Here is a 13,889-nt window from a genome sequence, read left to right as displayed (position 1 = left end):
GTAAACAGAGGCCACACTCCGCATGCGCTATCGCATAACGCACAAAACGGATTATCGCTATGCCAATTCCGTGGCCCAGTCCAACCATCTGGTCCACCTCGCTCCGCGCCAGACCAAAGGCCAAATTGTGGAAAGCCATGATCTATTGATCTCGCCTGTTCCTGCGCAAAAGCAAGATTTTCTGGACTATTTTGGCAATCCAGCAGCGCATTTGTCGATAGAAGATGACCACGACATTCTGTCTATCACAGCAACCAGTGTGATTACCGTCGAGCGCGATCAAAGCAAGACGCTTGCCCTGTCCGTTGCGTCATGGGAAATGGTGCGCGACATGATGCGCGAACCCAAATATGCAACAGAAGCAGAATTCGCCTGTTATTCCGGATTCACCACGCCGACTGCAGACATCGCAGCCTATGGAGCGCAGTCCTTCATCCCTGGACGCCCATTGCTCGAGGCGGTGAACGACCTGACCACACGCATTTTCACAGACTATGAATATAATGGCACCGTCACCGACGCCTCCACGCCCGTCACACGGGTGTTTGAGCTCAAGGGTGGCGTCTGTCAGGATTTTGCCCATTTGCAACTGGCGTGCCTGCGCGCATTGGGTTTGCCTGCACGCTATGTCTCTGGCTATCTGCGGACCTATCCGCCCAAGGGGCAGCCGCGCTTGATTGGCGCAGATGCATCCCATGCATGGATTTCGGTCTGGTGTCCGGAGGCAGGCTGGGTAGACTTTGACCCGACCAACAATAAAATGATCTCCGATGAGCATGTCATCTTGGCTGTAGGACGTGATTTTGAAGATGTCAGCCCAATTTCCGGCATCATCCTTGGTGGCGGCAGCCATTTTGTCGACGTTTCAGTCGATGTTATGCCAATTGATAGCAAGGGCAATGAAATCGGACCGTCCGTAAATCCTCAGCCGCCTCAAAGCCAAGCACAAGGGGCTGCGCTAGCGGTTGCGAACCAGTTGTCCCAACGACAAGATCAAGAGCGTGCGCAGGAACAGACGCAAAACCAGCCATCAACGCAAACCACACCCACGCAACCGGTGACCGCCGACCGCACCTATTGACCGCAATAGCGCTTTAAAACAGCCTTATGTCCCTTTCGTGTAGACTCCCGGTGCATATCCTCCCCGCATCCATCGGGAATTCAAAACACGCCTTGTCTTCTGGACATAGTCGGATTTATTGTAAACAACAAATCCGTAAATTATGCCCAGAAATGGTGCAAAAGGGGGGAAGACTGAATGACTATTCCAAACATCACACTGAGGGACGGCACAACAATCCCACAACTCGGCTTTGGGATCTGGAATGTACCCCCCGAGACCACAGCAAATGTTGTCTCAAACGCATTGCAAACAGGGTACCGACTGATTGATGGTGCCTATATTTACCGCAATGAGCAAGGCTTGGGAGAGGGGATTCGTGCTTCCGGTATTCCGCGTGGCGAAGTCTACATCACCACCAAGGTCTGGAACAAGGATCATGGCAAAGATAACACCCGCATCTCTGTGAAGCGTAGCCTGAAAACCATTGGCGTTGACCAGTTGGATCTGGTTCTCATTCACTGGCCCGTTCCTAGCCAAGATCTCTATGTCGAGACATGGCAAACCCTCATTAAGCTACGCGATGAGGGGCTTATCAAATCCATCGGCGTCTCCAATTTCAACGAAGATCATTTGGATCGCATCATCAGAGAAACCGGTGAAACGCCCGTTGTAAACCAAATCGAAGTCCATCCTAAACTGCAACAAGAGCACACACGCTTTGCAAATGCCAAACACGGCATCCTCACACAGGCATGGACCCCTCTTGGAAAAGGCCAGTCCTTTGACGCTGACCCCATCACAACGGCGGCAAAGCGGACAGGGAAAACCCCGGCTCAAGTGATCTTGCGTTGGCATATTCAGCTTGGACATATTGTCTTTCCGCGCTCCGTTAGCCCCGAGCGTCAGGCCGAGAATATCAATATATTCGACTTTTTATTGACCGACGATGAAATGACCGCCATCAAATCACTGGACATTGGCTTGAGGACAGGACCAGACCCCAGTGTCTTCAAACTGACGTAGGGAAAATCAGCTTTACGGGCCAGCCAACCATGAAATGGGAAAGCAGACTGGCCCGTTGCATCATAAGATCCAAAAACACCCGTTTGCCGTATCAAAGGCAAAGAGGGTAGTATGGACCAATCAATCAAACATGTCTGGATCATCGGCGCCAGCTCCGGCATCGGAGCGGCTCTTGCCAAAAAATATGACCAAAATGGATGGCGTGTCACCGCCTCTGCCCGCAATGCTGAGACTTTGGACGACTTGGCATCCAGTGGCCACAAAATATCCAGTCTGGTGATGGATGTACAAGATGCAGGTGCGTTCGATCATGCCATTGCGCAATTCAACCAAACAGGCTCGTTACCGGATTTAGTGATTTTTTCTGCGGCGACCTATCGACCCGGTGGATTGGACGTGTTGACGCATAAAGACGCCAACAACCACATGGCGACCAATTATCTGGCCGCGGTTGGGCTCATTGAGGCCATCACGCCTGAATTTACCAAACGTGGACATGGACACTTGGCAATCATTGCATCCCTGTCTGGTTATTGCGGCTTGCCCAATGCGGCGCTCTATGGACCAACCAAGGCTGCCCTCATCAATCTATGTGAGACGCTTAAACCAGATTATGACCAGCTCGGCCTCAAGCTGAGCCTCATAAACCCCGGCTTCGTTAAAACTCCGATGACAGACAAAAACAGCTTTTCCATGCCATTTCTTTTATCACCAGAGCAGGCAGCCGACAAAATCTCCACCGGGCTGGCGCGTGGAAAATTTGAAATAGCGTTCCCATGGCCTCTCTCTATATCATTGAAAATTCTTCAAAAAATGCCTTATGCGCTCTATTTCAAATTGACCAAAAGGCTTGCATCATGAGCAACAATCAGCAGGAAAAGCGCGAGGCCACCGCCCATGCTTACGCCTCATTCTTTCAAAATCTATCCGCTGATAAGCATAATGGCCTCAGCGAAATACTCAGTGCTGATGTTCATTTTACAGATCCTTTCAATGACACCAAAGGGCTAGGCAATGTGATTGCCATTCTTGAAAAGATGCATAAGGATGTCGAGAATCCGAGATTTATGATTCTCGACATAATCTGGTCAGGCGATATTTGCTTCATGCGTTGGGATTTTTCATGCTTCCAACCCACGCTCGGCATCTGGAAATTTCGCGGCATGACCGAGCTTCATTTCAATCAAGAAGGCCTTATTTCTTCCCATTTTGATTATTGGGATTCTGGCAAACATTTTTATGCCAAACTCCCCTTTCTGGGACGTATCATTCGAGCAATTATACGCAAGGCCAGTATCTCCAAGACTTGACGGATGACACTGACATATAGCGAGGAACGCCATATGTCAGCGCTGCTTTAGCAGCCGATTAGCCATTGGCTGGCTTTTCAATAACAAAAAAGCCCACATCGATTGAACCCTGCCAAAAACCCGCTTCACAATAATCGAGGTAATACAGCCACATGCGCTTGAAGCGTGCATCAAAGCCCAATGCTTCAATCTCGGGCCAATGGGAAAGGAAAGCTTGTCTCCAGTGGGCCAAAGTGCGCGCATAATCCGCGCCAAAAAACTCCTGCTGCTTAATCAGCAAGCCTTGTTTGGCAGCCTCTTCTTCCAATCCTTGAGGAGATGGCAAGAATCCGCCAGGAAAAATATAATGCTGAATAAAATCCACGTTGTTGCGATAGTGATCAAAATGATCATCTGCAATGGTGATCGCCTGTATCACCGCGCGCCCACCCGGTTTTAGGCTCTGTCTGATTTTTTGAAAATATTCTGGCCAGTTTTCCTGTCCAACCGCTTCAATCATCTCAATCGAGACAATGCCATCATAAACGCCAGCCACGTCGCGATAGTCGGTCAGCGACAGATCGACCTGCTCAGCCAATCCCTTTTGAATCACTTTGTCTTGAGCAAAGGCAAGTTGCTCCCGTGACAAGGTCACACCTTTAACCTTGTGTCCGGCTGCTGCGGCGGTCAAAGCCATACTGCCCCAACCGCAACCGATTTCCAGAACAGAGCTCTGGGAATCAAGATCCAACAGTTCCAATACGCGCGCGTGTTTTTTCAATTGGGCCTGAACCAGATCATCTTGGCTGGTTCCGCTCAGACCATAAGCTGCGGAATAAGTCATGGTTTCATCCAGCCACAACCGATAGAAGTCATTGCCCAGATCATAGTGAAAGGCAATGTTTCGGCGGCTACCGGTGCGCGTATTGCTGCGGCCCTTATGCTGATATTTGGCCATTAGCCGTGTCAGCCAATCGGACCGGAGGGCTCGATCAAGGATATGCCGGTTTTTCTGAAGCAAAATAAACAGAGCCACTTGATCACTACAGGACCAATAGCCTTGTAAGTTTCCCTCGGCCAATGCCAATGGATTGCCCGAAAACACCTTGAACAAGAGACGGTTCGACGTAACGGATATGACAATGGGAGCAAAACCGCTCTCACCAAACGTCAAATGACAGCCACTGGGCAACGAGACCACCAGCGCTCCACCTTTGAGGCCGGACAGCATCCGAGTTAGTAAGGCTTGCCATACCCTGTCTTGCAGGGACCTCTTGGAAGACTGCGCATCCATCTTAGAAAGTGCTGATTGTGATTTGGCTTGCATTGGATGATGGGTCACGACAAGTCCCCTTTGCTAATCGGGCCGGGCATTGGATCGGGCAAAATCGACGTTACAGGGCTAGACGGAGGTGCTTGGCGTTTTTGGTAAACAGCACCCTTGAACCACAGCTTTAGTGCTTCCCAATGGATGGCTGCCAGAATTTTCCACCCCATCTGAAAATAGGAAAAAGATAATCCAAGCATAGACCACGCGCTCACAGGCATTTTTTTACCGCTGAAAGACGCAGTCAACAATGGTTTTTGGTGCTGGGTTTGATTGATGATGATCGCAACAGTGTCTCTGGGCACATCAACACGGAAGTTGTAGCGACACTCCATTTCGATAAAGGGGGACACATAAAATTTTTTGTCACAACTATGATAATGAGATGATGCAGACCCGTCAGCAATACCAAAAGCATAATGGTGACGCTCACCGAAAGTGTTGCGCACTTGGTAAAGAATGGCGGACAACTCATCATGAGCGTCATAGCAGAAAAAAACAGTCAGAGGATTGAATGCCCTCCCTAAAAATCGTGGGTAAGCGAGCATTTCGATACGCTCTGGTAAAGGGGCGCCAGCATTGAAAAGAGCGCTCTGGGCAAGTATACCCTGAACAAACAGGCGCAGATCATCATAGCCCGCGTCCATATGATCCTTTGCCTGAATGCTGAACAGGTTGAACCCATTGTAGGAAAAAAATGGCACTGATTTGGACGTGTTTTCTGCGTCGCCTAAATCAAGACAGACCGAAAAAACATCATATGAGAGCCGATGTTGAACCGTATCATGGCGTTGGTGAAAAACCTTTCCCTTGTAACATCGAAAGGGATCTTGGTGTGACGGACAGTTGGCCTGGTTCATTCCGCAGCCTCTAATCTGTCTAACTCGGTGGTTTCAGGGAAATACATGCGCCCCGAAGGATTGGAAACCAACCAAGGGCGATTGACACCTCCAAGGCGCTCGGCCACTTCCAGACCCGCCTGAATACCATCTTCATGAAAGCCATGACCCATATAGGCTCCACAAAACCATGTCCTGCGCTGGCCCTGTATCGTCCATATCTTTTTCTGCGCGACTGCAGCTTCCCTATCAAAAATGGGGTGTGCATAAATATAGGTTCTATACACATCCCCTTGTTTTGGTTGGTGGGTCGGATTGAGGGTTATGAAAAGGTCGCCACCGGCATTGAGCGGCTGCAAAGCATTCATCCAATAACTCACGCACAGCTTGTCCTGTGCTTCGCCTTCCGACTTCATATAATTCCAGGCAGACCAGACATTCTTGCGTTTTGGCATGAGACTTGGGTCTCGATGCAAAACGGCTACATTTTTTTGATATTTGATGTCTGACAGGATCTGGACTTCGTACGGCGTGGCCCCTTCATCTCCCGCCTTCAACAAACGCAACGCCTGATCAGAATGGCAAGCCAGAATGACATGATCGTATTTTCGATCATCACCATTGCGCATATTCAGTGTCACCGAACCGGCTTTGCGCGACAAAGCGGTGATGGAGGAATTGAGCAAAATCTCACCCGATATCCCCTTGGCCATGCGATTCACATATTCGATCGACCCACCAACAACCGTGCGCCACTGCGGGCGATCCCGAACTTGCAACAGCCCGTGATTGTCGCAAAAACGGACGAAAGAACAAAATGGAAAGGCCAGCATCTGTTCTGAGGGCATAGACCAGATCGCCGCTCCCATCGGCAGCAAATGGTCCTGACGGAAACAAGCGCTGTAGTTTTTCTCATCCAGATATTGAGCCAGAGAGTAATCTTGAAAACGCGCTTTTGCGGCATCCAGTCGAGCGTACTTGTAAAAACGGCGAATGTCCCACAGCATCATCAGAAAGGAGGGGGAGATCATGTTTAAGCGTCGAGCAAAAAGCGCACTTAAGCTCGATCCTGCATATTCCTTCCGACCATTGTCGGACGACACCGCAAAAGACATATCTGTCGGTGCCGTTTCCACACCCAAATACTCAAACAAAGCAGTCAGATTGGGATAGGTTGGCTCATTATAAACAATAAAGCCGGTATCGACCGCAACAGCGCGCCCCTCTACCTCAACGGTCTGGGTATTGGCGTGTCCTCCCAGCCGATTGTCTTTTTCAAACAGATCGACATGATGCGTCTTGGATAACAACCAAGCTGCAGACAGTCCCGAGATTCCACTTCCAATTACTGCGATACGCATTGAGCAAGTCCTGTGTTTGTTTTGACCTTATATGCGCAATTCTGAAATTTGGATCACCCATACCCGTTGTGATCCAACCACATTTTACATGCGTAACAAGGTCAAATTCAATCAACGGGTGTACAAGCCGATGAAAAAAATGCAGCTTAGAGCAGGTGAGATTATAGGGGGGCAGAACTTGACCGCCAAACAACTCAAAGACCTGCTCGTGGTGCTAGGAAAAGACCGTTGTAAAAAGTCTTTTCGTGCCCTGTTTGAGCATTTCGCTCCGCGCTTGAAGTCCTTCTTTTTAAAGATTGGAACCAATGAGGAAGTCGCAGAAGAATTGATACAGGAAACCTTTGTGCAAGTCTGGCGCAAGGCGCATACCTACAATCCTGAAAAAGCAGCCGCCTCAACATGGATCTTTACAATCGCCCGTAATCGGCGCATCGACCGCTTCCGGTCAGAAAAAAGTTTCATCTATAAAGATGAGCAATTCTTCTCCACCGTCTTGGTGACAGAAGAAAGTCAATCTCAAACCGTGTTTGAATCCGAGTTGGGGCATCGTGTGCGAGACGCTCTTGCACTGCTGCCCGCAAATCAATCAGAAATCATTCACCTGTCCTTTTTTAAGGATTTAAGCCATTCCGAGATAGCGCAACATCTATCGCTTCCATTGGGAACGGTTAAATCCAGAATACGCCTGGCCTTCAAACAGCTACGCACCATTCTTGCGGGGTTGGAAACATGATCAATCACCATTTAAGCGACGAAATGATTTTGGGATATGCCGCGGGCTCCCTCTCGGCTGGGCAAGCCATGGTGGTGCACTGCCATCTGGAAACGTGCCCACATTGCTCGGCCCGCCTTCAAGAAGCTGAAGCTCTGGGCGGAGCCCTAATCGAAGAGTTGGACGAACGGCTCGTATCGAAACTCAACTTCGATGATCTGATCGCAGAAATCGAATCTCTGGATGAGTCCGCTGATGCAACTCAAGTAAAACCAGATTCAATGCCTTCGGTCGCGAACGCCCAGGGGTCTGACCGCCAAAAAACACCCCAACTGTTGCGCGACGTGCTCGGTCATGGACTGGATGAAGTTCGTTGGAAGATTGTTGGGCCGGGAATACGGCAGTTCATTTTGCCCATCACACCAAGTGAGGGTGAGAAAGTCCGACTGCTCAAGCTTTCCCCTGGCTTTGTAACACCCCAACACAGTCATCATGGCTCGGAAATGACCTTGGTGCTCAAGGGGTCATTTTGCGATGAGACCGGCCGATATGCTGCCGGAGACATTCAAGAAGCCGATGACGGATTGGATCACCAGCCGGTCGCAGATACAGACGAAGAATGCATCTGTCTTGCCGTCACCGATGCACCATTGGAATTCAAAAGCATCATCAGCCGAATGATACAGCCCATGGTGGGGATTTAGGCAACCAAAAGAAAACGCCTCCCACACAAACACTACAGATAAGCCCATAGGAGCCCAGCCCTATGGGCTTTTTCTATGTCAGCTTCCCATCATTTAATCAGCGATGTAATACGGTATTCAGAACGGATTGGATCAGACAAAATCTTGTGATTACAAATAGATAAACCAGATGATCCATACCAGATCCCCACCGTAACAGTTTGTATGAAGCGACAAAGAAATAGTCGCCTAGACCCATCACCAACCCTTGGAGTGAAATAATGAAAACCTTAATCGCTGGAACATTTCTATCTGTAGCCCTTCTTGCTGGCCCTGCCGTTGCAAAGAATATTGTAGAAACCGCATCAGACGCAGGAACCTTCAAAACGCTCCTTGCTGCGGCCCAAGCAGCTGGCCTCGCCGACGCATTGGCAACTGGCGAAAACCTGACCGTATTTGCCCCCACAGATGAAGCTTTCGCCAAACTGCCAGCCGGCACCGTCGAGACGCTCCTAAAGCCAGAAAATAAAGACCAACTGGTCGCTATCCTCAGCTATCACGTGGTGCCACGCACCTTGACCGCAAATATGCTCCCCGGGCCGGCAATCCATGTGAAAACACTCAAGAAAACCAACGATGGCACATTGGCAATCGCTAAGACAGCGACAGGTGTGACCGTCGACAACGCCAACGTCATCAAAGCGGATATCAAAACCGATAACGGCATTATCCATGTCATCGACCAGGTGATGCTGCCATCCAGCTAAGCAAGAGCACCCCAGATCCAAAATACAGTGGCGGCCAAGTGCCGCCATTTTAGTGCCAACAATTTATATAAATGCGGCCAGCCTAGGCACTAGATTTACCAGCGCAGACATTGCTCACACCGTTAGACAATCTCCTTGGATTTTGTGTGGCTGAGCGCTGCTACTGAATTAGGTATAAAAAAAGAGGTTGTTCAAATCATTGAACAACCTCTTTAATTTGGAGCGGGCGAGGCGATTCGAACGCCCGACCCTAACCTTGGCAAGGTTATGCTCTACCCCTGAGCTACGCCCGCGAAACTTATCCGGTCTCTTAAACCGTTAGCAACAAGTCGCCGCTGTCAGCTAAGCGCTCCGTCTTGCTGACCGGTGCTTATATGTACGACCTGCAGATCAATTGCAACAAAGAAATTACAAAAAATCTCTTTTTCCAACGAAGTCTGTATTTTCTTCACAAGCGGTGAAAACACCTTGGCATAGGACCCATTGTCGTAAAGCCCAGAAAAGCCTCTTGCGACGAGGTCAAAGCCAGCTTATTGACAAAGTCGTACCAATAAATAATTACCTTCAATGCAAAACCACGCGCGCACTCGCTCCGCCAGATAAAAAAACGGAACCCTCTGCATGTCCTCCGAACCACCTGCCACTCGCCAAGACCTTTTTGATTTTCTCGATCAGCTTGGCATCCAGACCAGCACCCATGATCATGAAGCCGTCTTCACGGTGCAAGAGAGCCACAAGATCAAACAAGATTTGCAGGGTGGTCATTCAAAGAATCTGTTTCTTAAAGACAAAAAAGGCAACCTTATGCTGGTTGTCTGCCTCAACGATACCGAGGTCGATCTAAAAAGCTTTCACAAAAAATACGAGTGCGGTCGCGTCAGCTTTGGCAATGCAGATCTATTGTGGGAACATTTGGGCGTCACACCTGGCTCGGTGACGCCATTTTCGCTGATCAATGACCGCCAAGAGAGAAAAGTCCAACTTGTGCTCGACGCCAACATGATGGAGATGGAGCTGCTCAATTTCCATCCTTTGGAAAACACAGCAACCACAACCATTACCAGTCAGGATCTGTTGGCCTTTTTCCATGCGACCGGCCATAAACCCACCATTCTTGACTTGGAAAAACCGCAGGACGAATCCATTCACGCCTGAGATTGTGTCAAACATACCATTGGGCATTGAAGCCAGACCGGCTCTGCCCCATATTGAAGCAAAGACAAGCAAGCATAAGGCTCGATTGGTTTTCTGATCGACGACGGCATTCGGGCTGGACGCAGTCCCCGAACAAAGGACCGAAACAATGAACACCAAGTCCTATGGTTATGGCAGCGGCATGTCCGCCAATTACACCACATCGCAAGGCAGCGCGGCATCCTTTGGAAGCAAGCCGACGCAGCCCAGCGCTCAACCGGCCCCATTGGCGCGGCCAAAGCCCCCCGTGGACACAGGTCCCTTGATTATGGATACCACCACGCAGAATTTCATGAAAGATGTCATTGAGGCATCACGCACAACCACAGTTCTGGTTGATTTCTGGGCGCCTTGGTGCGGCCCATGCAAACAATTGACCCCGATCATTGAAAAAGCGGTTTCTGAAGCCAATTGCCGTGTCAAACTGGTCAAGCTGAATATCGATGACAATCCCGAGATCCCCGGTCAAATGGGCATCCAGTCAGTGCCGGCCGTACTGGCGTTTAAAAACGGTCAACCGGTTGACGGTTTCATGGGTGTTCAGCCAGAAAGCCAGATCAAAGCCTTCATTGATAAAAACGGCACCGAACCACCGGCAGATCCCCTTCAACAAGCCACAGATCAGGCTTATAATCAGTTTGAAGAGGGCAACACAGCCGAGGCTTTGCAAATCTTTGGCGGCATTCTTCAACAGGTGCCAGACCATACTCCCGCCGTTATCGGCCTTGCCAAGTGTTTCTTGGTGCTGGAAGAAGTGGAACGGGCGCGCGGCGTCTTTGATACCCTGCCGCAAGACAGCCATGATGAGCAAGACGTGGCCGCGCTCAAAGCAAGCCTGGAACTGGCTGAACAGAGCGCAGATTTGGGTGACTTGGCTGATTTACAAGCCAAACTGGACGCCAACCCAGAAGATAATCAAGCCCAATATGATCTAGCGATCGCTTTGAACGGTAAAAACAAAAGACAGGAAGCGGTTGACCATCTGGTCACCATTATCAAGCGGGATCGCGAGTGGAACGAAGACGGCGCCCGCAAACAGCTGCTCCAGTTTTTTGAAAGCTGGGGGGTTATGGACCCTGCAAGCGTCTATGGCCGACGCCAATTGTCGTCCCTGCTGTTTTCTTAAAGGCCAGAGAAGGCTGTTTGACACCCAATTGCAGGGCGCGCTCGGTGCGAAAATATGTCTGACGCCCCTTCGTCCATCAGACACCTGTCTGCTAGTATGTTGTCCGGTCTAACCAAAGACCGGATGACGGTTTGCATATCGAGGCCCGTACGAAGCGGGCCGAGGAGATCACATGGCCCAAGCTGGCAACGAAATTTATGACAGCCCGAGAGATATTCCGGCCATCATCCCTATCTTTCCGCTGGAAGAAGCACTGCTTCTGCCCCGCACCCAGATGCCGCTGAATATCTTTGAAGACCGCTATGTCGATATGATCGATCATGCCATGCGCAATGATCGCATCATCGGCATAATCCAGCCGGCATCGAGTCCGAGTGAAACCGACGACCAAGAGGACCCGGAGTCCAAACCAGAACTGCAAACCATCGGTTGTCTGGGGCGGATATCCGCCTATGGAGAAACCGGCGACGGCCGCGTTCTGATAACACTTGCAGGACTTTGCCGTTTCAGGATGATTGCAGAGGTTGAAACGGAACAGCCTTTCCGAATGGCAGAAATTGACTGTGAAGACTATGCTGAGGATCTCATCGAAGGATTCGGTGAAAACGATGTAAACAGGCAGGGTCTACTCGACATTTTCCGCGATTTTCTTGATGCCAATGATATGGAAGCAGATTGGGATAACGTCGAGAAATCCTCCAATGAAATTCTCGTCAATTCCTTATCAATGATGAGTCCCTACGGCATCGCTGAAAAGCAAGCATTGCTTGAGGCTCCAAGTCTTACAGTAAGAGCAGAAACGCTCATCGCTATCACCGAGATGCATTTGGCAAGCGAAGGTGGTGAAACAGCCACGACTTTGCAATAAAGCACAGCGCAGAGCAGAGCAAAAAGGGCAATGGCCATGACAGACACCACCAACAACAGCACGACACCCGGAAAAACCGGCACTGTGGATCGCAAATTGTTGGAAATCCTTGTCTGTCCGGTTACCAAAACGACGCTACATTATGACGCTGAAGCTCAAGAGCTGATCAGCCATGCCGCAAAACTAGGCTACCCAATCCGGGAAGGGGTGCCGATCATGCTGCCCAGTGAAGCCCGTCAGCTCGAGGACTGACCAATGGGACTTTAAAGGCCCTCCCCGCGCAACAAACGCGGGATATCGCCGCTGTTGCCTGCTGCTTCTTCGATAAACATCCGCTTGAGGCCAGGCAGGCGTTCGACAATGCCCAACCCTAAATCACGCACATGGCGCAGAATATCGCTCTTGTTTGAAAACAAACGATTGAGGATGTCGCAGGTCATACCCATCTGCACCACATCAAACCGGCGCCAAGTCTGATAGCGCTCCAACACATCCAGAGCACCAATATCCTGACCCAGTCGAGCGGCTTCGACAATCACCTCTGCCAACGCAGCAACATCCTTGAAGCCCAGATTAAGTCCCTGCCCCGCGATGGGGTGAATGCCATGGGCAGCATCGCCGATCAGCGCAAAGCGCGGCGACACAAAAGACCGCGCCAGAACCATTCCCAATGGAAATCCCTTGCGTGGCCCTTTTTCCGTCACAGCGCCCAACTGCTTGCCAAACCGGCGCTCCAGTTCCAGTGAGAAAGTAAAGTCATCCATCTTCAACAGTCGTTTGGCGTCATCCGTGCGCTCGTTCCAAACCAGCGAAGAGTGATTGCCTTTGAGCGGCAAAATGGCAAAAGGCCCGGACGGTAGAAAATGTTCTACGGCGCGTCCCTCATGAGGACGCTCATGCTCGACCGTTGTCACAATGCCCATCTGGTCATAGTCGAACCGCACCACCGGAATGCCAGCAAGATCGCGCAAGCGCGAACGCACTCCATCAGCGGCCACCAGCAATCCGGCCCGCAAGTTACGGCCTGATCCGAGCGTTACCTCAACACTGGGCCCCTCTTCGACAAAATCGAGCACCGTGTCTTGTTCGACCAAATCAACTCCGGCGGCCTTGGCAGCATCATAAAGGGCACCGACCATAACGCCATTGGGTACCATATGAGCAAAGGGCACACCCTCATCTGTGTTGCCTTCAAAGGTCAACAACACCGGCCGGACAATATCATGCAGCTTGCTGTCGGTGACAACCATGTCCTGAATCGGTTCGGCATGCGGCAGAATTGCCTCCCAAACACCCAATTGCCCGAGCATTTTGGTTGCGCCCGACGCAATCGCAGATGCGCGTTCATCGCGGCGCATCTTCTCTGCAGGCTGCGGTTCAACAACAAGGATCGACAAATCACTCGCCTGCTTGATAGCAAGCGCCAGAGACAGGCCGACATATCCACCACCCGCAATCACCAAATCATAGCGAGATTGAATATCGGTTTGATCCATTTTACCGCCCTTGGTCATCCCTGCCCCTTTCACACGTTTGACGCAGCATTATCCGGCATCTTGCAACAAAAACGCGCAATTCCGACTACATCCTTCGCTCATCAACTCTCTTCTTATATAGACAAGCACAGTCATAAGATC

General features: G+C 50.4%; 15 protein-coding genes and 1 tRNA gene. 11 read left to right on the top strand and 5 right to left on the bottom strand.

Annotated elements, in window-relative coordinates:
* Nucleotides 1-22 precede the first annotated feature (22 nt).
* The 4 genes from C0081_RS15610 to C0081_RS15595 all read left to right on the top strand — a co-directional run bounded on the left by C0081_RS15610 (nucleotide 23) and on the right by C0081_RS15595 (nucleotide 3,396).
* On the top strand, nucleotides 23-1,081 hold the full coding sequence (locus tag C0081_RS15610; RefSeq protein ID WP_101534752.1) for a transglutaminase family protein: 1,059 nt from the start codon (nucleotides 23-25) through the stop codon (nucleotides 1,079-1,081).
* Nucleotides 1,082-1,258: 177 nt separating this feature from the next.
* Nucleotides 1,259-2,086, top strand: coding sequence for an aldo/keto reductase (locus C0081_RS15605; RefSeq protein ID WP_101534751.1), 828 nt, complete (start codon nucleotides 1,259-1,261; stop codon nucleotides 2,084-2,086).
* A gap of 111 nt (nucleotides 2,087-2,197) precedes the next feature.
* Nucleotides 2,198-2,947 carry an SDR family NAD(P)-dependent oxidoreductase gene (locus C0081_RS15600; protein WP_101534750.1) on the top strand — a complete coding sequence of 250 codons (750 nt, stop codon included), beginning with the start codon at nucleotides 2,198-2,200 and terminating at the stop codon, nucleotides 2,945-2,947.
* Nucleotides 2,944-3,396 (top strand): nuclear transport factor 2 family protein, encoded by a 453-nt coding sequence (locus C0081_RS15595; protein ID WP_101534749.1) that lies wholly within the window; start codon nucleotides 2,944-2,946, stop codon nucleotides 3,394-3,396. The genes C0081_RS15600 and C0081_RS15595 overlap by 4 nt, the downstream gene beginning before the upstream one ends.
* A 58-nt stretch (nucleotides 3,397-3,454) precedes the next feature.
* Here C0081_RS15595 and C0081_RS15590 read toward each other — a convergent pair whose 3' ends face one another.
* Genes C0081_RS15590 through C0081_RS15580 form a run of 3 tightly spaced genes read right to left on the bottom strand, consistent with a single transcriptional unit; the run spans nucleotide 3,455 to nucleotide 6,902 of the window.
* Nucleotides 3,455-4,717: an SAM-dependent methyltransferase gene (locus C0081_RS15590; protein WP_210200523.1), complete on the bottom strand. Its 1,263-nt coding sequence runs from the start codon at nucleotides 4,715-4,717 to the stop codon at nucleotides 3,455-3,457.
* The gene (locus tag C0081_RS15585; RefSeq protein ID WP_101534747.1) at nucleotides 4,714-5,562 is read right to left on the bottom strand and encodes a DUF1365 domain-containing protein; all 849 of its coding nucleotides are present in this window, start codon (nucleotides 5,560-5,562) and stop codon (nucleotides 4,714-4,716) included. The genes C0081_RS15590 and C0081_RS15585 overlap by 4 nt, the downstream gene beginning before the upstream one ends.
* Nucleotides 5,559-6,902 (bottom strand): NAD(P)/FAD-dependent oxidoreductase, encoded by a 1,344-nt coding sequence (locus tag C0081_RS15580; protein WP_101534746.1) that lies wholly within the window; start codon nucleotides 6,900-6,902, stop codon nucleotides 5,559-5,561. The genes C0081_RS15585 and C0081_RS15580 overlap by 4 nt, the downstream gene beginning before the upstream one ends.
* 31 nt (nucleotides 6,903-6,933) lie before the next feature.
* Between C0081_RS15580 and C0081_RS15575 the strand changes: the two genes are divergently transcribed.
* From C0081_RS15575 to C0081_RS15565, 3 genes are all read left to right on the top strand, one after another.
* Nucleotides 6,934-7,635 carry a sigma-70 family RNA polymerase sigma factor gene (locus C0081_RS15575; RefSeq protein ID WP_210200522.1) on the top strand — a complete coding sequence of 234 codons (702 nt, stop codon included), beginning with the start codon at nucleotides 6,934-6,936 and terminating at the stop codon, nucleotides 7,633-7,635.
* On the top strand, nucleotides 7,632-8,318 hold the full coding sequence (locus C0081_RS15570; RefSeq protein ID WP_101534745.1) for a ChrR family anti-sigma-E factor: 687 nt from the start codon (nucleotides 7,632-7,634) through the stop codon (nucleotides 8,316-8,318). Before C0081_RS15575 ends, C0081_RS15570 begins: the two co-directional genes overlap by 4 nt.
* A gap of 260 nt (nucleotides 8,319-8,578) precedes the next feature.
* Nucleotides 8,579-9,064 carry a fasciclin domain-containing protein gene (locus C0081_RS15565; RefSeq protein WP_101534744.1) on the top strand — a complete coding sequence of 162 codons (486 nt, stop codon included), beginning with the start codon at nucleotides 8,579-8,581 and terminating at the stop codon, nucleotides 9,062-9,064.
* Nucleotides 9,065-9,282: 218 nt separating this feature from the next.
* On the opposite strand, the gene C0081_RS15560 is transcribed toward C0081_RS15565, so the two are convergent.
* Nucleotides 9,283-9,357 (bottom strand) — tRNA-Gly (locus C0081_RS15560).
* Nucleotides 9,358-9,685: 328 nt separating this feature from the next.
* Here C0081_RS15560 and C0081_RS15555 point away from each other — a divergent pair.
* The 4 genes from C0081_RS15555 (at nucleotide 9,686) to C0081_RS15540 (ending at nucleotide 12,504) form a co-directional block, all read left to right on the top strand.
* Nucleotides 9,686-10,219: a prolyl-tRNA synthetase associated domain-containing protein gene (locus C0081_RS15555; protein ID WP_101534743.1), complete on the top strand. Its 534-nt coding sequence runs from the start codon at nucleotides 9,686-9,688 to the stop codon at nucleotides 10,217-10,219.
* A 148-nt stretch (nucleotides 10,220-10,367) separates the two neighbouring features.
* On the top strand, nucleotides 10,368-11,384 hold the full coding sequence (trxA, locus tag C0081_RS15550; RefSeq protein WP_101534742.1) for a thioredoxin: 1,017 nt from the start codon (nucleotides 10,368-10,370) through the stop codon (nucleotides 11,382-11,384).
* A 172-nt stretch (nucleotides 11,385-11,556) separates the two neighbouring features.
* Nucleotides 11,557-12,252, top strand: a complete 696-nt coding sequence (locus tag C0081_RS15545) for an LON peptidase substrate-binding domain-containing protein (RefSeq protein ID WP_101534741.1) — start codon at nucleotides 11,557-11,559, stop codon at nucleotides 12,250-12,252.
* 36 nt (nucleotides 12,253-12,288) lie between these two features.
* Nucleotides 12,289-12,504, top strand: coding sequence for a Trm112 family protein (locus C0081_RS15540; RefSeq protein ID WP_101534929.1), 216 nt, complete (start codon nucleotides 12,289-12,291; stop codon nucleotides 12,502-12,504).
* A gap of 11 nt (nucleotides 12,505-12,515) precedes the next feature.
* On the opposite strand, the gene C0081_RS15535 is transcribed toward C0081_RS15540, so the two are convergent.
* Nucleotides 12,516-13,766 (bottom strand): ubiquinone biosynthesis hydroxylase, encoded by a 1,251-nt coding sequence (locus C0081_RS15535; protein ID WP_101534740.1) that lies wholly within the window; start codon nucleotides 13,764-13,766, stop codon nucleotides 12,516-12,518.
* Between the last annotated feature and the right edge of the window lie 123 nt (nucleotides 13,767-13,889).

The organism is Cohaesibacter celericrescens (assembly GCF_002866925.1).
Lineage (GTDB): Bacteria > Pseudomonadota > Alphaproteobacteria > Rhizobiales > Cohaesibacteraceae > Cohaesibacter > Cohaesibacter celericrescens.
Note: the sequence above shows the minus strand (reverse complement) of the source record. Positions and strands in the feature narration are given on the sequence as shown.

Coding starts and splice junctions, on each gene's coding strand:
- C0081_RS15540 (WP_101534929.1), top strand. CDS start 12,289: ATGACAGACACCACCAACAACAGCACGACACCCGGAAAAACCGGCACT.
- C0081_RS15610 (WP_101534752.1), top strand. CDS start 23: ATGCGCTATCGCATAACGCACAAAACGGATTATCGCTATGCCAATTCC.
- C0081_RS15565 (WP_101534744.1), top strand. CDS start 8,579: ATGAAAACCTTAATCGCTGGAACATTTCTATCTGTAGCCCTTCTTGCT.
- C0081_RS15580 (WP_101534746.1), bottom strand. CDS start 6,902: ATGCGTATCGCAGTAATTGGAAGTGGAATCTCGGGACTGTCTGCAGCT.
- trxA (WP_101534742.1), top strand. CDS start 10,368: ATGAACACCAAGTCCTATGGTTATGGCAGCGGCATGTCCGCCAATTAC.
- C0081_RS15545 (WP_101534741.1), top strand. CDS start 11,557: ATGGCCCAAGCTGGCAACGAAATTTATGACAGCCCGAGAGATATTCCG.
- C0081_RS15555 (WP_101534743.1), top strand. CDS start 9,686: ATGTCCTCCGAACCACCTGCCACTCGCCAAGACCTTTTTGATTTTCTC.
- C0081_RS15605 (WP_101534751.1), top strand. CDS start 1,259: ATGACTATTCCAAACATCACACTGAGGGACGGCACAACAATCCCACAA.
- C0081_RS15535 (WP_101534740.1), bottom strand. CDS start 13,766: ATGACCAAGGGCGGTAAAATGGATCAAACCGATATTCAATCTCGCTAT.
- C0081_RS15595 (WP_101534749.1), top strand. CDS start 2,944: ATGAGCAACAATCAGCAGGAAAAGCGCGAGGCCACCGCCCATGCTTAC.
- C0081_RS15570 (WP_101534745.1), top strand. CDS start 7,632: ATGATCAATCACCATTTAAGCGACGAAATGATTTTGGGATATGCCGCG.
- C0081_RS15600 (WP_101534750.1), top strand. CDS start 2,198: ATGGACCAATCAATCAAACATGTCTGGATCATCGGCGCCAGCTCCGGC.
- C0081_RS15575 (WP_210200522.1), top strand. CDS start 6,934: ATGCGCAATTCTGAAATTTGGATCACCCATACCCGTTGTGATCCAACC.
- C0081_RS15585 (WP_101534747.1), bottom strand. CDS start 5,562: ATGAACCAGGCCAACTGTCCGTCACACCAAGATCCCTTTCGATGTTAC.